Origin of the sequence: Streptomyces radiopugnans, assembly GCF_900110735.1 — a bacterium.
GTDB lineage: Bacteria > Actinomycetota > Actinomycetes > Streptomycetales > Streptomycetaceae > Streptomyces > Streptomyces radiopugnans.
In genome coordinates, this window is sequence record NZ_FOET01000020.1 from 1 (window position 1) to 22,530 (window position 22,530).

A 22,530-nucleotide genomic window follows, 5' to 3' on the forward strand; every position below is an offset into this window, starting at 1 on the left:
GGCCTCCGAGAAGGTCGCGGCCACCAGCCAGAAGCTGGGCCAGGCCCTGTACGCCGACGCCCAGGGCCAGCAGGCCGCCGGCGGCGCCGGTGCCGGTGCCAAGGCCGGCGGCGCGGACGACGACGTGGTGGACGCCGAGATCGTCGACGACGACAAGCCCAAGGGTGATGCAGCGTGACGGAGGAGACCCCGGGTTTCGAGCAGGAGCCCGACGTCCCCGCCGAGCCGGGTGAGCCGGGCGAGCAGCCCGGTGACGCGGCGCAGGCCTCCGGACCCGCCGAGGAGGCGGGCCCGGAGGCGGCCCCCGGGACGCCCGGGGCGTCCGGGGACGCCGAGCGGGTGGCGGCGCTGACCGCCCAGCTCGACCAGACCCGTACCGCGCTGAACGAGCGCACCCAGGACCTGCAGCGGCTCCAGGCGGAGTTCTCCAACTACCGCCGCCGGGTCGAGCGGGACCGGGTGGCGGTCAAGGAGATCGCGATCGCCAACGTGCTCACCGAGCTGCTGCCGGTGCTCGACGACATCGGCCGCGCCCGGGACCACGGCGAACTGGTCGGCGGCTTCAAGTCGGTGGCCGAGTCGCTGGAGACGGTCGTGGCGAAGATGGGTCTGCAGCAGTTCGGCAAGGAGGGCGAGGCCTTCGACCCGACGGTGCACGAGGCCCTGATGCACTCGTACTCGCCCGACGTCACCGAGACGACGTGCGTGCAGATCCTGCAGCCCGGGTATCGCATCGGCGAGCGCACGATCCGCCCCGCGCGGGTCGGTGTCGCCGAGCCCCAGCCGGGCGCGCAGCCCGCCAAGGGCGAGGACCAGCAGGCGGAGACGGCAGCCGATGAGGAGAGCGGTGGCCCCGAACAGGGCTGACGCGGAGGAAGACCGGAAGGAGGGACGCCGGGGATGAGCACCAAGGACTTCGTGGAGAAGGACTACTACAAGGTCCTCGGCGTCCCCAAGGACGCCACCGAGGCGGAGATCAAGAAGGCGTACCGGAAGCTCGCCCGCGAGTTCCACCCGGACGCCAACAAGGGCGACGCCCGGGCCGAGGAGCGCTTCAAGGAGGTCTCCGAGGCCCATGACGTCCTGGGCGATCCCAAGCGCCGCAAGGAGTACGACGAGGCCCGCGCGCTCTTCGGCGCCGGTGGTTTCCGCACCGGCCCGGGGGCGGGCGGCCCCGGCGGCTTCAACTTCGACCTGGGCGACCTCTTCGGGGGCGCCCAGGGCGGCAGCCCCGGGGCGGGCGGCTTCGGCGGCGGTCTCGGGGACGTCTTCGGCGGGCTGTTCGGCCGGGGCGGCGGCGCGGGCACGCGCACCCAGCCGCGCCGCGGCCAGGACGTCGAGTCCGAGGTGACGCTCAGCTTCACCGAGGCGGTGGACGGGGCCACGGTCCCGCTGCGGATGTCCAGCTCGGCGGCGTGCAAGGCCTGCGCGGGCACCGGCGACAGGAACGGCACCCCCAGGGTCTGCCCGACCTGCGTCGGCACCGGCCAGGTCAGCCGGGGCGGCGGGGGCGGGTTCTCGCTCACCGACCCGTGCGTGGACTGCAGGGGCCGGGGGCTGATCGCCCAGGACCCGTGCGAGGTCTGCAAGGGCAGCGGCCGGGCCACCAGCTCGCGCACCATGCAGGTCCGCATCCCCGCCGGCGTCTCGGACGGGCAGCGCATCCGGCTGCGCGGCAAGGGCGCGCCGGGCGAGCGCGGCGGCCCGAACGGAGACCTGTACGTCGTGGTGCACGTCGAGCCGCACCCGGTGTTCGGCCGCAAGGGCGACAACCTGACCGTCACCGTGCCCGTCACCTTCACGGAGGCGGCACTCGGCGGCGAGATCAAGGTGCCCACCCTGGGCGGCCCGCCGGTCACCCTGAGGCTGCCGGCCGGCACCCCGAGCGGCCGGACGATGCGCGCCCGGGGGAAAGGAGCGGTGCGCAAGGATGGCACCAGGGGCGATCTGCTGGTCACCATAGAGGTGACGGTCCCGAGGGAACTGAGCGACAAGGCAAGGGACCTGCTGGAGTCCTACCGTGACGCGACCGCGGGCGAGGATCCGCGGGCGGCGCTGTTCAAGGCCGCGAAGGGAGACTGACCGATATGGACGGCTACGGCCGCGGACGACAGAGCCAGGGACGGGGGCGCGGCAACCCGTACGAGCTGACGGACGAGTCACCGGTCTACGTCATCTCCGTCGCGGCCCAGCTCTCCGGGCTCCACCCGCAGACGCTGCGGCAGTACGACCGGCTCGGTCTCGTCTCCCCCGACCGTACGGCAGGGCGGGGCCGCCGCTACTCGGCGCGGGACATCCAGCTCCTGCGCCAGGTGCAGCGGCTGTCGCAGGACGAGGGCATCAACCTCGCGGGCATCAAGCGCATCATCGAACTGGAGAACCAGGTCGCCGCCCTCCAGGCCAAGGTGGCCGAGCTCCAGCAGGCGGTGGAGGGCGCGGCGCTCGCCATGCGCCAGCGCGAGGCGCAGGTGCACGCCTCCTACCGGCGCGACCTGGTGCCCTACCAGGACGTGCAGCAGTCCAGCGCGCTGGTGGTCTGGCGGCCTCAGCGCTCCGCCGACTGACCCGCGCCCGGCATGACCTCGGGGGGCACGGCCCCCTGTCGCTCCCACGGTCCGCTCCGGCCCGGCCGGCTTCCCGGCCGGGCCGCTGCCGTCCCGGCCCGGATTCGGTGCGGCCCGGGTTCGGTGGAGCCCGGCCCCGGTACGGCCCCGGATCCCGGCTCGGGCTCGCGCCCGGTACGGCCCGGCGTGGGGCCGTCCGGCGTACACATGCGTCCGTCCGGGTCCGCCCGAACGGACGCACCGCCCCACCCGGTCGGCGGTGTGCGGATGGCATGCGGACGTGGGAGGGGCGCAGCGTGAGGACATGGACAGGATACGTGCCGTCATAGCCGCATTCGTCACCGTCGCGACCTCCGCCGCGCTGCTGGGGGCCGCTCCCCTGGGCGTCCCCGCGGTCGATCCGGTGTCCGGCGCCGCGGCCGTTCGCACGGCGGCCGAAGGGACCGGTACCCCCCGGGCGCCCTGGCCCGGCGGTACCGTGCGGACCGTCGGGAAGCTCATCGGGACCTATCCGGACGGGCAGCTGCTCGCCTGCTCCGGCGCCGTCGTGGACGCTCCCAACGGAAGCGTCGTCGTCACCGCCGCGCACTGTGTCCACAACCCCGGCGAGCCCCGCTGGAAGCAGGCCTGGTTCGTCCCCGCCTACGACCGCCACGGCACCGCGAACGCCGCCCGGGTCGGCTGGCGGGTGACGTCGGTGCACCTGGAGTCCGCCTGGAAGCGGGGGAGGCTGCCGCAGGCCCTGCCGTACGACTACGCCTTCCTGAAGGTGGAGAAGAAGGGCGGGCGGACGCTCCAGGAGACGGTCGGCGCCAACCGCCTGGACTTCGAGCCCGTCGATCCGGCCGAGCGCACCGTGGCCCTGGGCTACCCGGCCACGAAGCCGTACGACGGCGAGACGCTCGCCCACTGCGCGGGCACGCCCACCCTGCTGACCGAGCGGGACACCCAGCAGCCGAACGTGGGCGGGCTGCTGCTGGAGTCCTGCGACCTGACCCAGGGCTCCAGCGGCGGGCCGTGGCTGCGGGACTACGACGCCGCGAGCCAGTCCGGCACGGTGGTGGCCGTGATGTCGGTCGGCGACGACCGGGGCCGGGTGCTGGGCCGTCCCTTCCCGGCCGAGGCGCGCCGGCTGCTCCAGGCGGCGGGCGGCCGTCCCCGCGGCTGAGCCGAGCCGCGCCGGACCGGCCGGCCCGTGAGCCGACGCCGTCCCGCCCGATGTGCGACCGGGCGGGGCGGCGTCGCGCCGTACGCCGGGCGGGCGGGCGCGGGTGGCGGGTCAGAGGGACGGGACGGTGCCCATCGCCCGGTCCAGGGCGATCTCGATCAGCACCCGCTCCGGGTTGGGCGCGGGGGTGCGCCCGTAGCGCTCGGCGTAGCGGGCGACCGCGTCCGCGATCGCCTCGGCGTCGGTGCGCACCGACGCGACGCCCTCCAGGGTCGCCCAGCGCCCCCGGTCCACCTGGCAGACGGCGGCCCGGGCGCCTCCGGGCCGGTCCGCGCCGGCCAGGACGTTGGCGACCTTGGCGCTGGTACGGCGGGTGATGACCCGTGCCAGACCGGCCCCGGGGTCGTAGGTGACCCCGACGGGCACCACATGGGGGGTGCCGTCGGGGCGGAGCGTGGTCAGGGTGCACAGGTGCCGCTCCCGCCAGAAGGCGAGGTACGCGTCGTCCGGATGCCTGGGGTCCCGCCGGGATTCGCTGGCCATGCTCCGGAAACTATCCCGGCGGCGCTCCCGTTCGCGCGTTGAGTGGAATAGACTCAACTTACTGCATGCTGATGTATGCAGAGTTGGCGACAGGAGGAGGAGTACGCACCCGTGGACGCCGAGCTGACCAACAGGAGCCGGGACGCGATCAGCGCGGCCAACAACCGCGCCCTCACCGGGGGCCACCCCGACATCACCCCGGCGCATCTGCTCCTGGCCCTGCTGGAGGGCCAGGACAACGAGAACATCCAGGACCTGCTCGCGGCGGTCGACGCCGACCAGGCCACCCTGCGCTCGGCAGCCGAGCGGCTGCTGGGCTCGCTGCCCAGCGTGCAGGGCTCCACCGTCGCCAAGCCGCAGCCCGACCGCGACCTGATGGCCGTCCTCGCCGACGCCTCCCAGCGCGCCAAGGAGCTGGGCGACGCCTACATCTCCACCGAGCACCTGCTCATCGGCCTGGCGGCCAGGGGAGGCCGGACCGGCAGGCTGCTCACCGAGCAGGGCGCCACCGCGGAGAAGCTGCTCACCGCCTTCGAGACCGCGCGCGGCGGCCAGCGCGTCACCACCGCCGACCCCGAGGGCACCTACAAGGCGCTGGAGAAGTTCGGCACCGACCTGACCGCCGCGGCGCGCGAGGGCAGGCTCGACCCCGTCATCGGCCGCGACCAGGAGATCCGCCGCGTGGTGCAGGTGCTCTCGCGGCGCACCAAGAACAACCCGGTGCTCATCGGCGAGCCCGGCGTCGGCAAGACGGCGGTCGTGGAGGGCCTGGCGCAGCGGATCGTCAAGGGCGACGTCCCCGAGTCGCTGAAGAACAAGCGCCTGGTCGCCCTCGACCTGGGCGCGATGGTGGCCGGGGCGAAGTACCGCGGCGAGTTCGAGGAGCGGCTCAAGGCCGTCCTGGCGGAGATCAAGTCCAGCGACGGGCGGATCATCACCTTCATCGACGAGCTGCACACCGTCGTCGGCGCGGGCGCCGGCGGCGACTCGGCGATGGACGCGGGCAACATGCTCAAGCCCATGCTGGCCCGCGGCGAGCTGCGCATGGTCGGCGCCACCACGCTGGACGAGTACCGCGAGCGGATCGAGAAGGACCCGGCCCTGGAGCGCCGCTTCCAGCAGGTGCTGGTCGCCGAGCCCACCGTCGAGGACACCATCGCGATCCTGCGCGGCCTCAAGGGCCGCTACGAGGCGCACCACAAGGTGCAGATCGCCGACGGCGCGCTGGTGGCCGCCGCCACCCTGTCCGACCGCTACATCACCTCCCGCTTCCTGCCGGACAAGGCCATCGACCTGGTCGACGAGGCCGCCTCCCGCCTGCGCATGGAGATCGACTCCTCGCCCGTGGAGATCGACGAGCTCCAGCGCGCGGTGGACCGGCTGAAGATGGAGGAGCTGGCGCTGGCGGGCGAGAGCGACGAGAGTTCCCGGGAGCGGCTGGAGCGGCTGCGGCGCGAGCTGGCCGACCGCGAGGAGGAGCTGCGGGGGCTGACCGCCCGCTGGGAGAAGGAGAAGCAGGGCCTCAACCGCGTCGGCGAGCTGAAGGAGAAGCTCGACGAGGTGCGCGGCCAGGCCGAGCGCGCCCAGCGCGACGGCGACTTCGAGACCGCCTCCAAGCTGCTGTACGGCGAGATCCCCACCCTGGAGCGCGAGCTGGAGGAGGCCTCGGCCGCCGAGCAGGAGCAGGAGACGAGCAAGGACACCATGGTCAAGGAGGAGGTCGGCTCGGACGACATCGCCGACGTCGTCGCCTCCTGGACCGGCATCCCCGCCGGGCGGCTGCTGGAGGGCGAGACGCAGAAGCTGCTGCGCATGGAGGAGGAGCTGGGCCGGCGGCTGATCGGCCAGACCGAGGCCGTACGCGCCGTCTCCGACGCCGTGCGCCGCTCCCGCGCCGGGGTCGCCGACCCCGACCGGCCCACGGGCTCGTTCATGTTCCTCGGCCCCACCGGCGTCGGCAAGACCGAGCTGGCCAAGGCGCTCGCCGACTTCCTCTTCGACGACGAGCGGGCCATGGTCCGCATCGACATGAGCGAGTACGGCGAGAAGCACTCGGTCGCCCGGCTGGTCGGCGCGCCTCCCGGCTACGTCGGCTACGAGGAGGGCGGTCAGCTCACCGAGGCCGTGCGGCGGCGCCCGTACAGCGTGGTGCTGCTGGACGAGGTGGAGAAGGCCCACCACGAGGTCTTCGACATCCTGCTCCAGGTGCTCGACGACGGGCGGCTGACCGACGGGCAGGGCCGGACGGTGGACTTCCGCAACACCATCCTCGTCCTCACCTCCAACCTCGGCAGCCAGTTCCTGATGGACCCGCTGGCCAAGGAGGAGGAGAAGCGGGAGAAGGTCATGGCGAGCGTCCGCTCCGCCTTCCGTCCGGAGTTCCTCAACCGGCTGGACGACCTGGTGATCTTCTCCGCGCTCAGCGGCGAGGAGCTGCGCAGCATCGCCCGGCTCCAGATCGGCGCCCTCTCCCGGCGCCTGTCCGACCGCCGCCTCACCCTCGACGTCTCCGACGCCGCGCTGGACTGGCTGGCGGTCGAGGGCAACGACCCGGCCTACGGCGCCCGGCCGCTGCGCCGCCTGGTCCAGACGGCCATCGGCGACCGGCTGGCCCGCGCGATCCTGGCGGGCGAGATCCGCGACGGCGACACCGTCCGGGTGGACGTCGGCCTGGAGGAGGAGGGCCTGGTCGTCACCCCGGTGCGGTGACCGCGGCGGCGGCCGTACGGCGGGTCCCGCGGCGCGGGACCCGCCGAGCCGTCCCGGGGCCGCGAGGCGCCCCGGCGTCCGCCCGCCGGGCGGACGCGTCAGTCCGACGGACGAGCGGTGAAGCCCGGGCTTGCCAGGACCGGGCCGGGGTGGGAGAGGATGGCAGGAATCGTATGAAGGGAAATCCACGGTGACTATCGACCCGTCCTCGATCCCGAACTTCGGGGGCCAGCAGCCCGAACAGCAGCCGACGGGGCCTGCCGGGCCCGTCATCCCGGACCAGGACCTGGTCAAGCAGCTCCTCGACCAGATGGAGCTGAAGTACGTCGTCGACGACGAGGGTGACCTCGCGGCGCCGTGGGAGGAGTTCCGCACCTACTTCATGTTCCGCGGCGAGAAGGAGCAGCAGGTCTTCTCCGTCCGGACGTTCTACGACCGTCCCCACTCCATCGAGGACAAGACCCGCCTGCTGGAGCTGGTCGACGACTGGAACCGCCGCACCCTGTGGCCGAAGGTCTACAGCCACACGCACGACGACGGCACGGTCCGCCTGATCGGCGAGGCCCAGATGCTGATCGGCGTCGGCGTCTCGCTGGAGCACTTCGTCTCCAGCACGGTGAGCTGGATCCGCGCCTCGGTCGAGTTCGACCGCTGGCTCGTGGAGCAGCTCGGCCTGGCCAAGGACGTCGAGGAGTCCGACGGTGAGGGCGAGGGCTGACCTCTCCGCCCCCCACACGAGGCCCCGCGCGGCCCCGGTGCACGGAACGCTTCGCGTCCGCGCCCGGGGCCGCCGCGCGTCGGGTCCGGCGCGCGGCCTCCGCGGGGCGGTGGCCCCGCCGCCGGGAGGCCGTCAGGAGGCGGTACGGGCGCGGTCCGGGGCCCCGCTCAGCGCTCCCAGACGCTCCACCGCCTCCCGCAGCACCTCCTCGCGCTTGCAGAACGCGAAGCGGACGAAGTGCGCGCCCTCCGCCGCGTGGTCGTAGAAGACCGCGTTGGGGACGGCGACGACGCCGCAGCGCTCGGGCAGGGCGCGGCAGAAGGCCACACCGTCGCTCTCGCCCAGGGGGCGGATGTCGGTGGTGACGAAGTACGTGCCGGCGGGGCGGTGGACGGTGAAGCCCGCGGCCTCCAGACCGCCGGCCAGCAGGTCCCGCTTGGCGCGCAGGTCCTCGCGCAGCGCCGTGTAGTACGAGTCGGGCAGGGCGAGCGCCTCGGCGACCGCGTACTGGAAGGGGCCGGCCGAGACGTACGTCAGGTACTGCTTGGCCGAGCGCACCGCCGACACCAGCTCCGGGGTGCCCGTCACCCAGCCGACCTTCCAGCCGGTGAAGGAGAAGGTCTTGCCGGCGGAGGAGATGGAGACGGTGCGCTCGCGCATCCCCGGCAGGGAGGCGATGGGGATGTGCTCGCCGTCGAAGACCAGGTGCTCGTAGACCTCGTCGGTGACCACCAGCAGGTCCCGCTCCACCGCCAGCTCGGCGATCGCCGTCAGCTCCTCGCGGGTGAGGACGGTGCCGGTGGGGTTGTGCGGGGTGTTCAGCAGGATCAGCCGGGTGCGGCCGGTGACGGCGTCGCGCAGCTCGTCCAGGTCCAGGCGGTACGCCGGCCCGGGCCCGGGAGAGGGCCGCAGGGTGACGGGGACGCGGGTGCCGCCGGCCATGGCGACGCAGGCCGCGTACGAGTCGTAGTACGGCTCCAGCGCGATCACCTCGTCGCCCGGCTCCACCAGGGCCAGCAGGGCGGCGGCGATCGCCTCGGTGGCCCCGGCGGTGACCAGGACCTCGGTGTCGGGGTCGTACTCCAGGCCGTGGAAGCGCCGCTGGTGGCCGGCGATCGCGGTGCGCAGCTCGGGGACGCCGGGGCCGGGCGGGTACTGGTTGCCGCGGCCCTCGCGCAGCGCGCGTACGGCCGCCTCCCGGACCTGTTCGGGGCCGTCGGTGTCGGGGAAGCCCTGGCCCAGGTTGATCGATCCGGTCCTGACGGCCAGCGCCGACATCTCGGCGAAGACCGTCGTGCCGAACCCGGCCAGGCGGCGGTTGAGCAGCGGTCGTCCGGTGGAGGTCATGGCGGCCATCCTCCGCCCGGCACCCGGCTTCCTCAACTCCTTCCGCCCGTGCTTTCCTGCGGATGTCGTGATCGCGGTCCCGGTGGGGGCGCGGGAGAGGGGTGTGGCGGTGGAGTGGCTGGTCGGCTTTCTGACCGGGGTCATGGTGCTGCTGGTCCTGGCGGTGGTCGTTCCCGCCCGGCGGGACGGGCGCCGTGCGGCCGGTGGCCGCCGGGGCGGTTCGTCCGGCGGTGGTGACGCCGGCTGGTGGGGGGACGGTGGCTCCGACGGCGGCTCGGGGGGAGGGGACTGAGCGGCGCCGGGCCGGGCGTGGCGGGGACGGCGGGACCGGCGCCGCCCGAACCTCTGGACTTCCTCAACTCGGCTTTGGCGCGGGCGGCGCGAGGGGATCGTGAACTCAGGCCCGCGCGGGGGATGTGCGGGCACGAGGGGAACCGAGGGGACACGAGGGGGACGCCATGACGGCGGTAGTCATCATCTGCATGGTCCTGGTCCTGGTGCTGGCCGTGGTGGCGGTCGGCGCGGCCACGGGAGGGCGCCGCCGTACGCGGCGGAGCACCGGCGGGGGAGCGTCGGGGGTGTGGATCGGGGCCGACGGCGGCTTCCACGACGGCGGTTCGCACGACGGTGGTTCGTCGTGCGGCGGTGGCGGTGGGTGCGGCGGAGGCGCCTGACGCCGTTCACCCGTCCGGCGGTTGCAGTTCAGCGGGGAGAACATCTGACCTGCTAGGCCCCCGCTGGTATGGAAAACAGACGAAGGTGAGTAAAAAGCCTGTAGGAGCCGCACATTCCGTGATTCGGTGACTGATGTACCCGGACCTCACGTGGGCGCGAGCCGGCGGCAGGCAGCATCCCTGCCCCCCTTCGGGGCCTGTTCCAGGGGGCTGAGTCGGCCCGCCCTCACTGCGTTGCGGAGCCGACCCATGCTCACCGATCTCAAGACCCCGTACACCGACACCCGCGCCGGTGACCTCGCCTGGGCGCTCGGGTGCGACCCAATGCCCGCACTGGCGAAGCTGGATCTCGAACTCCAGGGAACAGCAGTCCAGTTGAGATTGCTCGGCGCTTCACACCAGGTGCTGCTCGCGGACGAGGGCGGCATCTTCTGCTCGGAGACCGTGGCGTGCATCCCCGGCAGCAGGACACCGCTGCCGCTGGGGGTGTCGAAACGGACGGACGACTGGGAGTACGCGTTCGCGGCGCGTGTCGAGACGCTCTCCGGCGGCTCCTTCGCGGGCCGCGCGCAGGAGTTGCTCGCGCTCGTCGCGGACCACCCGCACGGGCTGGCCGGCACCTTCCCCGGCAGCCCGAACGCCTTCACCGCCCTGCTGGTCCAGCGGCGCGGCGACCAGATGCACTGGCGGACCTGGCACGCCTACCCGCAGGAGCGGCGGCTCGTCGTGACCCACACCAGAGTGGGGGTGCGCGTGCGGGAACCGGAGCGGGTGGGCGTGTGACCCCGGCGCGCCCGTACGGGGCGTGCGCGGGTGTGTGCCGCGCGCCCCTGCTCCGCCGCGTGCCTACGCCCCGCCGTGCGCCCCTGCCGCGTGCCTCCGCCCCGTCGTGCGCTCTCGCCGGGAGGTGCGCGCCGTCCGCGGGGCCGGAGGGTGCCGGTTCGCACGTCTGTGCGATCTATTGCACCTGTGTGGGTGACAGGACTCGCGGGAGGCGTCCCGTAGCGTTCCCGGCATGATCGAAACGCCCGCTTCCGTACCGGCGGGGGCGTCGGGGCCCGCGCCGCCGCGGGAGGAGCCGCCACGGGCCCCGTCGCAGGAACTGCCGCAGGAGCCGTCGCAGACGCCGGCGCGGCTGCCCGTGCCGGACGGGGTCGGACGGTTCCTCGTCCTCGCCGCGGTCTTCGTCTGCGCCGCCTGCGGTCTCGTCTACGAACTCGAACTTGTCGCCCTCGGCTCCTATCTGGCCGGCGACTCCGTCACCCACACCTCCGTCGTGCTGTCGGTGATGGTCTTCGCCATGGGCCTGGGATCGCTGCTCGCCAAGCGGCTGCGCACCCGCGCGGCGGCCGGGTTCGGCATCGTCGAGGCACTGCTGGCACTGGTCGGCGGAGGCTCGGCGATGGCGCTGTACGCCTACTTCGCCTGGGTCGGCGGCTCGATGGCGGTGCTGATCGGCTTCTCGCTGGTCCTCGGCGTGCTCATCGGCGCCGAGATGCCGCTGCTGATGACCCTCATCCAGCGGATCCGGGAACAGGACGCCGGTGGTGCGGTCGCCGACCTGTTCGCCGCCGACTACGTGGGCGCCCTCGTCGGCGGGCTCGCCTTCCCCTTCCTGCTCCTCCCGCTGATGGGCCAGCTCCCGGGGGCCCTGGCGGTCGGAGCGGTGAACGCCGTCGCGGGCGGCGCGCTGGTGCTGTGGCTGTTCCGCGGCGACCTGTCACCCCGCTCGCGCCGCGCCCTGCTCCTCGTCAACGGACTGGTGGTGGCACTGCTGATCACCGGTGTCGCCGTCGTCGACTCCTTCGAGAAGGCCGCACGCCGGGCGGTGTACGGCGGCGAGGTGCGGACGGTGCGTAACACCGCCGTCCAGGAGGTCGTGCTCACCGAGGGCGTCCGGCACTCCGGCGGGAGCGAGCCGACCGGTTTCGCGATGTTCCTCGACGGCCGGCTGCGGGTGTGCGGCGGGGACGAGCGGCGCTACCACGAGGCGCTGGTCCGCCCCGCGATGGCGGCGGGCCCGCACGGCAGGGTGCTCGTCCTGGGCGGCGGCGACGGACTGGCTCTGCGCGAGGTGCTGCGACACCCGGAGGTGGAGTCGGCGACGGTGGTGGAGCTCGATCCCGGCGTCGTGGAACTGGCCCGCACCGATCCGGAACTCGGCCGCCTCAACCACCGTTCGCTGGACGACCCGCGGGTGCGGGTGGAGACGGGGGACGCCTTCGACTGGCTGCGCTCCTGGCCGGACTCCGGCCGGCCGCCGTACGACGTGATCGTCTCCGACCTGCCCGACCCCGGCATCTCGGACAGCTCCCGGCTGTACTCGCAGGAGTTCTACGGGCTGGCCGCGCGGGCGCTGTCCGAGCGGGGGCGGCTCGCGGTGCACGCGGGACCGGCCGGAGAACGCCCCCGCGCGTACTGGACGGTGGAGACCACGCTGCGGACCGTGGGCCTGCGCACCGCCCCCTACGTGGTGGACGGACGGCTGTCCGGCTTCACCGCCGGCCCCGACCGCTCGCAGCGGCGCGAGGGCGCGGCCGGGGACCGGCCCGGCGACTGGGGCTTCGTACTGGCCGCCCACGGCGCCCCGCCGCCGCTCGCCCTCGCACCGGCCGGTGCGAGGGCGAGCGGGGCCGCACCGGCCGGTGCGGCCCCGCGCGCCCTCCACCCCGCCGATCTGCGCCGCGCCTCCGCGCGCGCGGAGCGGGGCCGTCTCGCCGGGCTGCTGCCCTCCACCCTGATACACCCCCGCTACCGGGACTGAGGCGCGGAGTGCGACGTGCCGATGTCCGTACGGAGCGGGCACTGGTGGGGGAGGTAGTGGGTAGGCTCCGCCCATGGAGCATGAGGTGTACGTTCCGTTCACTGTCGGAGCCGTACGGGCGGCGCTCGCCGAGCCGGAGCGCGTCGCGCGCTGTGTGCCGGGGCTCCAGCCCGAACCCTCGGAGCCCGAGGCCTCGGACGCGGTGCCCGGCGGCACCGGGGACGGCGCGGTCGTCCGGGGGCGGCTGCGGGTGCGGATCGGCGGCTCCAGCATCACGTACCGCGGCAGCCTGCGTCTGACGCACGGCGAGGACGGCGGAGGAGACGGGGACGACGCCTGCACGGTCCGCGGCGAGGGCGCCGAGGCCCGGGGCGACGGCTCGGTGGAACTGACCCTGACGATCGTTCCGCGCCCGGCCGACGACGGCGAGGGCACCGTGCTCGTCTGCACGGGGAGACTGCGCGGCGAGGGCCGGATCACGGAGTTCGAGGAGAAGCAGCGGTCCGCAGCCGGCCGTCGGCTGCTGGACCGCTTCGGCGGCGAACTGGCCGCCGGCATGGCGGCCGACCCGGTCTCACCGGTGGACGCCGCCGGTACGGTCGCCGCGCCCGGCGGGATCGGCGAACCGGACGACAACGAGCCCGTGATCCCGGGCATCCCCGCACCCGAGACGCCCGACTCCGCGGACGCCAGGAACAGCGGAAACGCCAGGAACAGCGGAAGCGCCGGGAGCGCCGGCAGTGCCGAAGAGACGGGCGGACCGGAGGAGCCGGGCGCCCCGGACGCTCCGGAGGTCTCGGACGAAGGGGCCCGGCCCCGGGGGGTCTTCGACGTCGAGGTCCCGCCGTCCTCGCTCGACCCGTCGGGCGACGACGGTTTCGTCGACGAGGCGCTCGGTGAGGAGGCACTCGACGGCGGAGGGCTCACCGGCGGTCTCGGTGACGCCCTCGACGGCGGTCTGGGCGACGACCTCGTCGACGAACTGGACGAGGAGTCGCGGTCCGCCGCCGAAGCGGCCCACGCCCGCCGGACGATGATCGGACGCAGCGCCGAGGAGGTGGACCACGCCCCGCCGCGCGGCCGCTACGCCCCCGTCCCTCCGCCCGAGGAGTCCTCCCCGGCCGTGGCGGTGCTGCGCTGGGCCGCCCCGGCGGCGGCGCTGGCGGTTGCCTCGGCGGTCGTGGTGGGACGTGTGCTGCGACGCAGGCGCTGAACGCCGAACGACACGGTTACCGCCGTCCGCCGCGGTTAAGGTCATGGATGTGACTGCCCATGACGTCCAAGACACAGACAGCGGAGTCCGTCTGCGAGCCGGCGGCACCGAGGTGACCGTCGATCCGGCGCACGGCTGCCGGATCTCCTCCCTGCGCATCGACGGTACGGAAGTGCTCAGACAGGGCGAGCGGTACGGCGCGTTCGTGATGGTGCCCTGGTGCGGGCGGACCCGGCAGGGGCGGTTCCTCAACGGCGGCGAGCGGTACCAGCTTCCCGTGACCGCCGGGCAGCACGCCATCCACGGCACCGTGCGCGGCGTTCCCTGGCACACCGTCCGCAGCGACGGGCGGACCGCGTCCTTCTACCGCGACCTCACCGACCCCTGGCCCTGGCCGGGCCGGGTGACCCAGGTGGTGGAACTGGCCGAGGACGGAGGCGGGCTCACCCTCACCCTGGGCGTGGAGACGACCGGGGACTCCTTCCCGGCGCAGGCCGGCTGGCATCCGTGGTTCCTGCGCAACCTCGGACAGGGCGGGCAGGACGTGGTGCTGGACTTCGCCCCCGCCTGGCAGGAGGAGCGCGGCGAGGACCACATCCCCACCGGCCGCCGCGTCGAGCCGCGCCCGGGCCCCTGGGACGACTGCTTCGGCATGCCGGACGGGGTGGACGTGACGCTGACCTGGCCGGGCGAGCTGGAATTGAAGGTGGCCAGCCGCGCCGAGTGGGTGGTGGTCTACGACGAGCAGCCCGAGGCCGTCTGCGTGGAGCCGCAGACCGGTCCGCCCGACGGGCTCAACTCCCACCCCCGCCTGGTCACGCCCATCGATCCGCTGGAGGTCTCCACGGTCTGGTCGTGGCGCAGGCCGGCGTAGGTCCGCGAGGAGGCGGTGCGGGACCGTGCGGGGGGAGCGGCACGGAGGCGGTGCGGGGCTGGCTTAGGCTCATCGGCATGAGCGACGCGCGCGACAGGCTTCTGCAGCAGATCAAGGACAAGGCCGTGGTCCACGGCAGGGTGACCCTCTCCTCCGGCAAGGAGGCCGACTACTACGTCGACCTCCGCCGGATCACCCTGGACGCCGAGGCGGCTCCGCTGGTCGGGCAGGTTCTGCTCGACCTGACCGCCGACATCGAGTACGACGCGGTGGGCGGTCTGACCCTCGGCGCCGACCCGGTGGCCACCGCGATGCTGCACGCCGCCGCCGCGCGCGGCCGGAAGCTGGACGCGTTCGTCGTCCGCAAGGCGGGCAAGGCCCACGGCCTCCAGCGCAGGATCGAGGGGCCGGACGTGGCGGGCCGCCGGGTGCTGGCGGTCGAGGACACCTCCACCACGGGAGGCTCGGTCCTCACGGCGGTCGAGGCGCTGCGGGAGGCCGGCGCGGAGGTCGTGGGCGTGGCGGTCATCGTCGAGCGCGGCGCGGCTCCGGCGATCGAGAAGGCGGGCCTGCCGTACTACCAGGCGTACGGGCTGGAGGACCTGGACCTGTCCTGACCCCGCTCACCCCCGGTTCCGGCTTCGGTTCCGGCCCCGCGCAAACCTCGCGGGGCAACCGGAGAGGTCCGTGAGAGTCACTGTTTCACGTGAAACGGTGACGCTCTGTGGCCCGGCCGGCGGTGCGGAGACGACCCCGTCCGGCCCCGCCGCGACGCGGTACGCGAACCGATCGCCCTCCCGTGCTCCGTCCCCGCCTCCTCGCCGGACGCGGGGGTGGAGCAATCACACACGTCTGGGAGGATGGGGACGACGATGACGTCGTTCCGTTGACCCACACCAGAGCCGTAGAGCTTCGCACACCATCAAGGAGCGGACAGATGCCCATCGCAACCCCCGAGGTCTACAACGAGATGCTCGACAGGGCGAAGGCAGGCAGGTTCGCCTACCCCGCCATCAACGTGACCTCGACGCAGACGCTGCACGCCGCGCTGCGCGGTTTCGCCGAGGCGGAGAGCGACGGCATCATCCAGATCTCCACCGGCGGCGCCGAGTTCCTGGGCGGCCAGTACAACAAGGACATGGTGACCGGTGCGGTCGCCCTGGCCGAGTTCGCGCACATCGTCGCCGAGAAGTACCCGGTCAACATCGCGCTGCACACCGACCACTGCCCCAAGGACAAGCTGGACGGCTACGTACGCCCGCTGCTGGAGCTCTCCCGCAAGCGCGTCGAGGCGGGCATGAACCCGCTGTTCCAGTCCCACATGTGGGACGGCTCGGCCGAGACCCTGGCCGACAACCTGGAGATCGCCCAGGAGTTGCTGGCCGCCGCCGCTGCCGCGAAGATCATCCTCGAGGTCGAGATCACCCCGACCGGCGGCGAGGAGGACGGCGTCAGCCACGAGATCAACGACGAGCTGTACACCACCGTCGACGACGCCATCCGCACCGCCGAGGCCCTGGGCCTGGGCGAGAAGGGCCGCTACCTGCTGGCCGCCTCCTTCGGCAACGTCCACGGCGTCTACAAGCCGGGCAACGTCGTGCTCCGCCCCGAGCTGCTGAAGGACCTCCAGGAGGGCGTGGCCGCCAAGTTCGGCAAGCAGAACCCGTTCGACTTCGTCTTCCACGGCGGCTCCGGCTCCACCGAGCAGGAGATCGCCACCGCGCTGGACAACGGCGTGGTGAAGATGAACCTCGACACCGACACCCAGTACGCGTTCACCCGCCCCATCGCGGACCACATGTTCCGCAACTACGACGGTGTGCTGAAGGTGGACGGCGAGGTCGGCAACAAGAAGACCTACGACCCGCGCAGCTGGGGCAAGCTGGCCGAGAAGAGCATGGCCGAGCGCGTCGCCAAGGCGTGCGCCGACCTGCGCTCCACCGGCACCCGTATGAAGTAGGCGGCACCCGCCTCTCCCGTCCGCGTCTCCCCGCCCGGGCCGGGCGGGGAGACGCGGACGGACGCGAGCCCGGTACCCGCAGCCGGATACCGGGCTCGCCGCGTACCGCCCTCCGCACACCGGCGGCGAGCGTGCAGACTGGGGCCATGGCCATTCACGAGAACCTGCTCGGGGGACCGCCCCCGACCCACCTTCCCGACGACCCCGAACCGCGTGAGCTGCTCGCCTCGGGCACGTCGCCCGCCGAGGTCGCCGCGAAGCACCCGACCTCCTCCCTGGCCTGGGCACAGCTCGCGGACGACGCCTTCGCGGCCGGGCGCACGGTCGAGTCGTACGCGTACGCCCGCACCGGCTACCACCGCGGCCTGGACGCCCTGCGCCGCAGCGGCTGGAAGGGACACGGCCCGATCCCGTTCGAGCACGAGCCGAACCGGGGCTTCCTGCGCGCCCTGCACGCCCTCGCCCGCGCCGCCCAGGCCATCGGCGAGCAGGAGGAGTACGAGCGCTGCACCACCTTCCTGAGGGAGAGCTCGCCCACCGCGGCGGCCACGCTCTCCTGACGCCCCTGCCGGCAGCTCCCCGGCGCCCTCCGGCGGGAGATCCCTCCCGATCGGCCCTTGCCGTCGCCGGGTCCTGAACCGATGATCTGCGGAGAAGGCCCGGCGACCCCGGGCGAGCGCGCGAGGAGAACAGAGAACAGCCATGCCGTCACAGCCGTCAGAGTCGTCGGGGACGTCACAGCCGACCGGAGCACAGCCCGGTACCGGGGCCGGTACCGGAGCCGACAGCGGTTCGGAGAACCCGAACCTCGACTTCGCGGGCACCACCCCCTACGAGGACTACGTCAAGGCGGACGTCCTCACCCACCTCCAGCACCCCCTCTCCGACGATCCCGGAGAGATGTCCTTCCTGGTGACCACACAGGTGATGGAGCTGTGGTTCACCGTCATCGTCCACGAGTGGACGGTCGCCTCCCGGGCGCTGCGCGCGGACGACCCGCGCACCGCGCTGGAGGCGCTCAAGCGCTCGGTGTACGAGATGCTCTCGCTCAACGCCTCCTGGGAGCCCCTGGCCCACCTCACCCCGGCGCAGTTCAACGCCTACCGCGGGGCCCTCGGCGAGGGGTCCGGCTTCCAGTCCGCGATGTACCGGCGCATGGAGTTCATGCTCGGGGAGAAGTCCGCGTCCATGCTCGTCCCGCACCGCGGCGCGCCGCGCGTCCACGACGAGCTGGAGAAGGCGCTGCACGAGCCGAGCCTGTACGACGAGGTGCTGCGCTACCTCGCCCGCCGCGGTGAGGACATCCCCGAGGAGGTCACCGGCCGGGACGTCTCGCAGCGGTACGAGCCCCACCCGCGAGTCGAGCAGGTCTGGGCGCGGATCTACTCCGGCGATCCCGGCAGCGAGCTGCTGCGTCTGGGGGAGGCGCTGACCGAGGTGGCCGAGCAGGTCTGGCGCTGGCGCAACGACCATCTGGTGGCCACCCGCCGCGCGATGGGCTCCAAGCAGGGCACTGGCGGCTCCGCGGGCGTGGCCTGGCTGGAGAAGCGCGCCCGCAAGAACGTCTTCCCCGAACTCTGGACGGCCCGCAGTTATGTCTGACGCAACCGAGAACACCCCCGAGGACGCCTCTGCGGACGCCTCCGCGAGCACGGCCCTGCGCGAGGAGGCGGCGAAGCTCGACGCCGCCGACGGCCTGGCCGGCCGGCGCGAGGCCTTCGTCCTGGAGGACGAGAAGGGCGAGCGCGTCGTCTACCTCGACGGCAACTCCCTGGGCGCGCTGCCCCGTTCCGTGCCCGCCCGCGTCGCGGACGTGGTGGAGCGCGAGTGGGGGCGGCTGCGGATCCGCTCCTGGACCGAGTCCGGCTGGTGGACCGCGCCCGAGCGGGTCGGCGATCTGATCGCCCCGATCGTCGGCGCCGCGCCCGGCCGGATCGTGGCGGGCGACTCCACCAGCGTCAACGTCCTCAAGGCGGTCGTCGCCGCGATCCGGATGGCCCGCGAGGACAACCCGGCCCGTACCGATCTGCTGGTGGATGCCACCACCTTCCCCACCGACGGCTACATCGCCGCCTCCGCGGCCCGGCTGACCGGCGCCGCCGTCCGCGCGATCCCGGCCGAGGGCATCCCCGGCTCGGTGGGCCCGCGCACCGCCGCCGTGCTGGTCAACCACGTCGACTACCGCACCGGCGAACTCCACGACCTGCCCGGCATCACCGCCGCCGCCCACGAGGCGGGCGCGTACACGGTGTGGGACCTGTGCCACAGCGCGGGCGCCCTCCCGGTGGGGCTGGACGAGCACGGCGTGGACCTGGCCGTCGGCTGCACGTACAAGTACCTCAACGGCGGCCCCGGCGCCCCGGCGTACCTCTACGTCCGCCGCGGCCTCCAGCCGCGCTTCGACTCCCCGCTGCCCGGCTGGCACTCGCACGCCGACCCGTTCGGCATGAGCCACGAGTACGAGCCCGCCGACGGCGCGCAGCGCGGCCGGGTCGGCACGCCGGACATCCTGTCCATGCTGGCGCTGGAGGAGGCGCTGAAGGTCTGGGACGGGGTGGACATGGCGGCCGTACGCGCCAAGAGCCTGGCCCTGACGGACTTCTTCCTGCGCTGCGTGGGGAGTTACGTGCCCGCGGGGCGCGTGGAGTCCGTGACCCCGGCCGAGCACGCCCGGCGCGGCAGCCAGATCGCGCTGCGCTGCGCGGACGCCGGAGAGGTCATGGCGGAGCTGGTCGCGCGCGGCGTGGTGGGCGACTTCCGCCGCCCGGACGTGCTGCGCTTCGGCTTCACCCCGCTGTACACGTCCTTCGCCGACGCCGAGCTGGCCGCCCGTGTCCTCGGCGAGGTGCTGGCGGAGCGCGATGCCTGAGACGGCGTCCGCGGGCGAGGCGGAGGAGGCGGCGCTGCTGGGCCTGGCCCCGGCGCCGCCGTCCGCCACCGAGCGCTACGGCCCCCACCCCTCGCAGGTGATCGACCTGTACGGCCCGCCCGGCGGGCCCCTGGTGGCCGTCCTGCACGGCGGCTTCTGGCGGGAGGCGTACGACCGGGTCCACCTGTCCCCGCTCGCCGCCGCGCTGGCCGGCGGGTACGGGCTGCGGGTGGCGCTGGTGGAGTACCGGCGCGTCGGCGGGGGCGGCGGCTGGCCGGGCACCTTCGAGGACGTCGGCGCCGCCCTGGAGCACCTGCGCGCGGCAGGGGAGGTGCGGGTGCTGGCCGGGCACTCGGCGGGCGGCCACCTGGCACTGTGGGCGGCCTCCCGCGGTCCGGTGCGTTGCCCGGTGGTCGCCGTCGCCCCGGTCGCCGACCTCACCCGCGCCCATGAACTGGGCCTGAGCGGCGGTGCGGTGGCCGATCTGCTGGGCGGTGAGGAGCACCTGGCTGCCCGGCTGCCCGGAGCCGACCCGATGCGGCTGCCGCCGCCGGACCCGCGGGCGGTGCCCGTGGTGCTGCTGCACGGCGCCGAGGACGCGGACGTACCCGTCGGGCTGTCCCGCCGCTACGCCGCCGCCCGGCCCGGCGTCCGGCTGGCCGAGCTGCCCGGCACCGGCCACTACGCGCCCGTCACCCCGGGCACGGCGGCCTTCGGGCTGCTGGCGAGGGAGCTGACGCGGTACGCCGGGCGGGCGCGCGGTACCTGAGCCTGTAGTACCTGAGACGGACCCCGAAGGATGCGACCGCGGGCGGACGACCGGGACGCCCGCGGTCCCTAGGGTCGTCACCGTGACCGATATGACGAAACCCGCCGGGGCGAAACCCGCTGGGGCGAAAACGGCCGGGGCGAAGACCGCCGGGGCCGGCGGCTCCAGGCAGCCCACCGAGCTGCGGATGGCCCGCGACGCCCTGCACGACCTGCGCGCGGACCTGCTGACCGGAGCCTTCGCCTTCCGGCCGCTGTCCCCGCTGCCGGAGGACCACCGGCTGCTGCGCAGGCTGCCCGCCGCCGCGCGCGGCCCGGTCCGCCGGCTGCCGCACCTGGCCCTGGTGGGCCTGGCGCTGCTGCTGATGTTCATCGAGTCCGTCAACTCCCAGCCCTACGACGGCGACGGCGGTTTCGTGCGGGCGCTGTTCCTGGGCGTGCCGCTGATCGTGCTGCTCTTCCGGCCGATCGGGGCCTTCTGGCTGTCGCTCGGCGGCATGCTCTTCACGGCGACCGTCGCCCCCGGCACCTGGGTCGCCTGGCCCTGGACGGGTGTCTCCTTCGTGGCGCATCTGGTGGTGCTGCTGGTCGTCGCCGCCCGCACCCGCCCCCGGGTGTCGGTCCACATGTGGCTGCTGACCGCCCTGGCCGGCGGGCTCGCCGCCGCGACGGACCCCCACCGGGGCGCGGCGATCGCCTTCGCCATGGTGGTGGTCTCCGGGATCGCCCTCACCCTGCTGCTCGCCGTGCGCGGCTGGCGCGACTCGCGGCGGCAGGTCGTCGAACAGGTCGCGGTGGTGGAGGAGGAGCGGTCCCGTCGCACCTTGCTGGAGGAGCGCACCACCATCGCCCGGGAACTGCACGACGTGGTGGCCCACCACATGTCGGTGGTAGCCATCCAGGCCGAGGCGGCCCCCTACCGCGTCCAGGACCCGCCCGAGGAACTGGTGGCGGCGCTGGCCACCATCCGGCAGAACGCGGTGACGGCCCTGACCGAGCTGCGCCGCGTCCTGGGCGTCGTCCGCGCGGATCTGCCCGGCGGCCTGGACGGCGGTCTGGGCGACTGGGGCCCCGAGGCGCCGCAGCCCACCCTCGCCGACCTCGGCGGCCTGCTGGAGAACGTGCGCCGCGCCGGGCTGGAGGTGGAGTCGGTGACCACCGGGAGGCCGCGCCCGCTGCCGCAGGGCGTGGAGCTGTCCGCGTACCGCATCGTGCAGGAGGCGCTCAGCAACGCCCTGCGCCACGCGCCCGGCGCGAGCGCCCGGGTGGAGCTGGGCTACGTGCCGGTCGGGCTCGGGCTGCGGATCGTCAACGGGCCGCCCGTGGAGCCGGTGGAGGGCCGGGCGGGGGCGGGCCGGGGCGCCGGGCACGGGGTCCTGGGGATGCGGGAGCGCACGGCGATGCTCGGGGGCGAGCTGACGGCCGAGGAGACCGAGGACGGCGGCTTCGCGGTGGAGGCGTTCCTGCCGGTGGAGCCGGACGCCGCGCAGGACGCCGCGCAGAACGCAGCGCCGGACGCCGCGCGGAACACGGCACCGAACGCAGCATCGGACACCGCACTCCGGAAGGACGCGCCGTGATCCGGGTGGTGGTCACCGACGACCAGATGATGGTCCGCGAGGGCTTCTCCGTCCTGCTGAACGCCCAGCCGGACATGGAGGTCGTCGGCGAGGCGGTCGACGGGCGCGAGGCCGTGGAGGCGGTCGCCGGGCTGGACCCGGACGTCGTGCTGATGGACATCCGCATGCCCGTGGTCAACGGGCTGGAGGCCACCCGCGAGATCTGCGCGTCCGGCTCGGCCGCCAGGGTGCTGATCCTGACCACCTACGACCTGGACGAGTACGTCTACCAGGCGCTGCGCGCGGGGGCGAGCGGCTTCCTGCTCAAGGACGCATCCGCCCGCCAACTGGCCGACGGGGTGAGGACGGTGGCGGCCGGCGAGGCGCTGCTCGCGCCGACGGTCACCCGGCGGCTGATCGCGGAGTTCTCCCGGCTCTCGGCCGTGGCCGGCCCGCGCGCCCCGCTCAGGGAGCGCATCGGGGATCTGACCGAGCGCGAGACGCAGGTGCTCGCGCTCGTCGCCCGGGGCCTGTCCAACGGCGAGATCGCCGACCGCCTCGTCGTCGCCGAGTCCACCGTGAAGACGCACGTCAGCCGGGTGCTGGTCAAGCTGGGGCTGCGCGACCGCACCCAGGCCGCCGTCTTCGCCTACGAGTCGGGGCTCGTCACCCCCGGAGGCTGAGCCCCGGGGCTGAGCCCCGGGACCGGGCTCGCGGAACCGGGGCAGGGAACCGGTCACGGATCGGTTGCCGTCGTCATCACCGTGGGTCCGCACCTCTATTCTCGACGGACGAGGTGA

General features: G+C 73.8%; 22 protein-coding genes. 20 read left to right on the plus strand and 2 right to left on the minus strand.

Translation table 11 applies throughout. From position 1 onward, the window contains the following. Window positions 1–174: 174 nt before the first annotated feature. The 4 genes from grpE (at window position 175) to BMY40_RS24975 (ending at window position 3,732) form a co-directional block, all read left to right on the plus strand. Window positions 175–867, plus strand: a complete 693-nt coding sequence (grpE, locus tag BMY40_RS24960; RefSeq protein ID WP_093663051.1) for a nucleotide exchange factor GrpE — start codon at window positions 175–177, stop codon at window positions 865–867. Window positions 868–900: 33 nt separating this feature from the next. After that, window positions 901–2,082 (plus strand): molecular chaperone DnaJ, encoded by a 1,182-nt coding sequence (gene dnaJ / locus BMY40_RS24965; protein ID WP_093663052.1) that lies wholly within the window; start codon window positions 901–903, stop codon window positions 2,080–2,082. A 5-nt stretch (window positions 2,083–2,087) separates the two neighbouring features. Continuing rightward, window positions 2,088–2,564 (plus strand): heat shock protein transcriptional repressor HspR, encoded by a 477-nt coding sequence (locus BMY40_RS24970; protein ID WP_093663053.1) that lies wholly within the window; start codon window positions 2,088–2,090, stop codon window positions 2,562–2,564. 304 nt (window positions 2,565–2,868) lie between these two features. Continuing rightward, complete coding sequence (locus BMY40_RS24975; RefSeq protein WP_093663054.1) at window positions 2,869–3,732, plus strand: trypsin-like serine peptidase; 864 nt, start codon at window positions 2,869–2,871, stop codon at window positions 3,730–3,732. A 111-nt stretch (window positions 3,733–3,843) separates the two neighbouring features. On the opposite strand, the gene BMY40_RS24980 is transcribed toward BMY40_RS24975, so the two are convergent. After that, the gene (locus BMY40_RS24980; RefSeq protein ID WP_177214127.1) at window positions 3,844–4,275 is read right to left on the minus strand and encodes a pyridoxamine 5'-phosphate oxidase family protein; all 432 of its coding nucleotides are present in this window, start codon (window positions 4,273–4,275) and stop codon (window positions 3,844–3,846) included. A 111-nt stretch (window positions 4,276–4,386) separates the two neighbouring features. On the opposite strand from BMY40_RS24980, the gene clpB reads away from it, so the two are divergent. Continuing rightward, window positions 4,387–6,984 (plus strand): ATP-dependent chaperone ClpB, encoded by a 2,598-nt coding sequence (gene clpB, locus BMY40_RS24985; protein WP_093663055.1) that lies wholly within the window; start codon window positions 4,387–4,389, stop codon window positions 6,982–6,984. A 190-nt stretch (window positions 6,985–7,174) separates the two neighbouring features. Beyond that, entirely contained in the window at window positions 7,175–7,702 is a 528-nt protein-coding gene (locus tag BMY40_RS24990; RefSeq protein ID WP_093663056.1) for a YbjN domain-containing protein, read from the plus strand. A gap of 132 nt (window positions 7,703–7,834) precedes the next feature. On the opposite strand, the gene BMY40_RS24995 is transcribed toward BMY40_RS24990, so the two are convergent. Beyond that, entirely contained in the window at window positions 7,835–9,058 is a 1,224-nt protein-coding gene (locus BMY40_RS24995) for a pyridoxal phosphate-dependent aminotransferase (protein ID WP_093663057.1), read from the minus strand. On the opposite strand from BMY40_RS24995, the gene BMY40_RS25000 reads away from it, so the two are divergent. From BMY40_RS25000 to BMY40_RS25065, 14 genes are all read left to right on the plus strand, one after another. Then, the gene (locus tag BMY40_RS25000) at window positions 9,048–9,341 is read left to right on the plus strand and encodes a hypothetical protein (RefSeq protein ID WP_093663058.1); all 294 of its coding nucleotides are present in this window, start codon (window positions 9,048–9,050) and stop codon (window positions 9,339–9,341) included. The two genes, BMY40_RS24995 and BMY40_RS25000, sit on opposite strands and share 11 nt — an antisense overlap. Before the next feature lie 166 nt (window positions 9,342–9,507). Further along, the gene (locus tag BMY40_RS25005) at window positions 9,508–9,723 is read left to right on the plus strand and encodes a hypothetical protein (protein WP_093663059.1); all 216 of its coding nucleotides are present in this window, start codon (window positions 9,508–9,510) and stop codon (window positions 9,721–9,723) included. Window positions 9,724–9,972: 249 nt separating this feature from the next. After that, entirely contained in the window at window positions 9,973–10,506 is a 534-nt protein-coding gene (locus BMY40_RS25010) for a DUF2617 family protein (RefSeq protein ID WP_093663060.1), read from the plus strand. Window positions 10,507–10,738: 232 nt separating this feature from the next. Continuing rightward, window positions 10,739–12,487, plus strand: coding sequence for a polyamine aminopropyltransferase (locus BMY40_RS25015; protein WP_093663061.1), 1,749 nt, complete (start codon window positions 10,739–10,741; stop codon window positions 12,485–12,487). 73 nt (window positions 12,488–12,560) lie between these two features. Then, window positions 12,561–13,700 carry an SRPBCC family protein gene (locus BMY40_RS25020; RefSeq protein ID WP_093663062.1) on the plus strand — a complete coding sequence of 380 codons (1,140 nt, stop codon included), beginning with the start codon at window positions 12,561–12,563 and terminating at the stop codon, window positions 13,698–13,700. A 43-nt stretch (window positions 13,701–13,743) separates the two neighbouring features. Further along, window positions 13,744–14,574, plus strand: a complete 831-nt coding sequence (locus tag BMY40_RS25025) for an aldose epimerase family protein (RefSeq protein ID WP_093663063.1) — start codon at window positions 13,744–13,746, stop codon at window positions 14,572–14,574. Between the two features lie 77 nt (window positions 14,575–14,651). Next, on the plus strand, window positions 14,652–15,191 hold the full coding sequence (gene pyrE, locus BMY40_RS25030) for an orotate phosphoribosyltransferase (RefSeq protein WP_093663064.1): 540 nt from the start codon (window positions 14,652–14,654) through the stop codon (window positions 15,189–15,191). A gap of 320 nt (window positions 15,192–15,511) precedes the next feature. Next, complete coding sequence (gene fbaA, locus BMY40_RS25035; RefSeq protein ID WP_093663065.1) at window positions 15,512–16,534, plus strand: class II fructose-bisphosphate aldolase; 1,023 nt, start codon at window positions 15,512–15,514, stop codon at window positions 16,532–16,534. Window positions 16,535–16,680: 146 nt separating this feature from the next. Beyond that, window positions 16,681–17,094: a DUF3151 domain-containing protein gene (locus BMY40_RS25040; protein WP_093663066.1), complete on the plus strand. Its 414-nt coding sequence runs from the start codon at window positions 16,681–16,683 to the stop codon at window positions 17,092–17,094. A 142-nt stretch (window positions 17,095–17,236) separates the two neighbouring features. Continuing rightward, the gene (locus BMY40_RS25045; protein WP_093663067.1) at window positions 17,237–18,136 is read left to right on the plus strand and encodes a tryptophan 2,3-dioxygenase family protein; all 900 of its coding nucleotides are present in this window, start codon (window positions 17,237–17,239) and stop codon (window positions 18,134–18,136) included. Then, window positions 18,129–19,403, plus strand: coding sequence for a kynureninase (gene kynU, locus BMY40_RS25050; RefSeq protein WP_093663068.1), 1,275 nt, complete (start codon window positions 18,129–18,131; stop codon window positions 19,401–19,403). Before BMY40_RS25045 ends, kynU begins: the two co-directional genes overlap by 8 nt. Continuing rightward, window positions 19,396–20,172 (plus strand): alpha/beta hydrolase family protein, encoded by a 777-nt coding sequence (locus tag BMY40_RS25055; RefSeq protein ID WP_093663069.1) that lies wholly within the window; start codon window positions 19,396–19,398, stop codon window positions 20,170–20,172. The genes kynU and BMY40_RS25055 overlap by 8 nt, the downstream gene beginning before the upstream one ends. Window positions 20,173–20,263: 91 nt before the next feature. Next, entirely contained in the window at window positions 20,264–21,751 is a 1,488-nt protein-coding gene (locus BMY40_RS25060) for a sensor histidine kinase (RefSeq protein WP_342745091.1), read from the plus strand. Then, window positions 21,748–22,413, plus strand: coding sequence for a response regulator (locus tag BMY40_RS25065; RefSeq protein ID WP_093663071.1), 666 nt, complete (start codon window positions 21,748–21,750; stop codon window positions 22,411–22,413). Before BMY40_RS25060 ends, BMY40_RS25065 begins: the two co-directional genes overlap by 4 nt. Window positions 22,414–22,530: the final 117 nt, after the last annotated feature.

What these genes read in the sequence shown, in the direction of transcription:
- BMY40_RS25055 (WP_093663069.1), top strand. Translation starts at nt 19,396, where the DNA reads ATGCCTGAGACGGCGTCCGCGGGCGAGGCGGAGGAGGCGGCGCTGCTG.
- BMY40_RS24975 (WP_093663054.1), top strand. Translation starts at nt 2,869, where the DNA reads ATGGACAGGATACGTGCCGTCATAGCCGCATTCGTCACCGTCGCGACC.
- pyrE (WP_093663064.1), top strand. Translation starts at nt 14,652, where the DNA reads ATGAGCGACGCGCGCGACAGGCTTCTGCAGCAGATCAAGGACAAGGCC.
- fbaA (WP_093663065.1), top strand. Translation starts at nt 15,512, where the DNA reads ATGCCCATCGCAACCCCCGAGGTCTACAACGAGATGCTCGACAGGGCG.
- BMY40_RS24970 (WP_093663053.1), top strand. Translation starts at nt 2,088, where the DNA reads ATGGACGGCTACGGCCGCGGACGACAGAGCCAGGGACGGGGGCGCGGC.
- BMY40_RS25000 (WP_093663058.1), top strand. Translation starts at nt 9,048, where the DNA reads ATGGCGGCCATCCTCCGCCCGGCACCCGGCTTCCTCAACTCCTTCCGC.
- BMY40_RS25015 (WP_093663061.1), top strand. Translation starts at nt 10,739, where the DNA reads ATGATCGAAACGCCCGCTTCCGTACCGGCGGGGGCGTCGGGGCCCGCG.
- BMY40_RS25025 (WP_093663063.1), top strand. Translation starts at nt 13,744, where the DNA reads ATGGATGTGACTGCCCATGACGTCCAAGACACAGACAGCGGAGTCCGT.
- BMY40_RS25045 (WP_093663067.1), top strand. Translation starts at nt 17,237, where the DNA reads ATGCCGTCACAGCCGTCAGAGTCGTCGGGGACGTCACAGCCGACCGGA.
- BMY40_RS24995 (WP_093663057.1), bottom strand. Translation starts at nt 9,058, where the DNA reads ATGGCCGCCATGACCTCCACCGGACGACCGCTGCTCAACCGCCGCCTG.
- BMY40_RS24980 (WP_177214127.1), bottom strand. Translation starts at nt 4,275, where the DNA reads ATGGCCAGCGAATCCCGGCGGGACCCCAGGCATCCGGACGACGCGTAC.
- BMY40_RS25060 (WP_342745091.1), top strand. Translation starts at nt 20,264, where the DNA reads ATGACGAAACCCGCCGGGGCGAAACCCGCTGGGGCGAAAACGGCCGGG.
- BMY40_RS25020 (WP_093663062.1), top strand. Translation starts at nt 12,561, where the DNA reads ATGGAGCATGAGGTGTACGTTCCGTTCACTGTCGGAGCCGTACGGGCG.
- kynU (WP_093663068.1), top strand. Translation starts at nt 18,129, where the DNA reads ATGTCTGACGCAACCGAGAACACCCCCGAGGACGCCTCTGCGGACGCC.
- BMY40_RS25005 (WP_093663059.1), top strand. Translation starts at nt 9,508, where the DNA reads ATGACGGCGGTAGTCATCATCTGCATGGTCCTGGTCCTGGTGCTGGCC.
- BMY40_RS25040 (WP_093663066.1), top strand. Translation starts at nt 16,681, where the DNA reads ATGGCCATTCACGAGAACCTGCTCGGGGGACCGCCCCCGACCCACCTT.
- BMY40_RS25010 (WP_093663060.1), top strand. Translation starts at nt 9,973, where the DNA reads ATGCTCACCGATCTCAAGACCCCGTACACCGACACCCGCGCCGGTGAC.
- dnaJ (WP_093663052.1), top strand. Translation starts at nt 901, where the DNA reads ATGAGCACCAAGGACTTCGTGGAGAAGGACTACTACAAGGTCCTCGGC.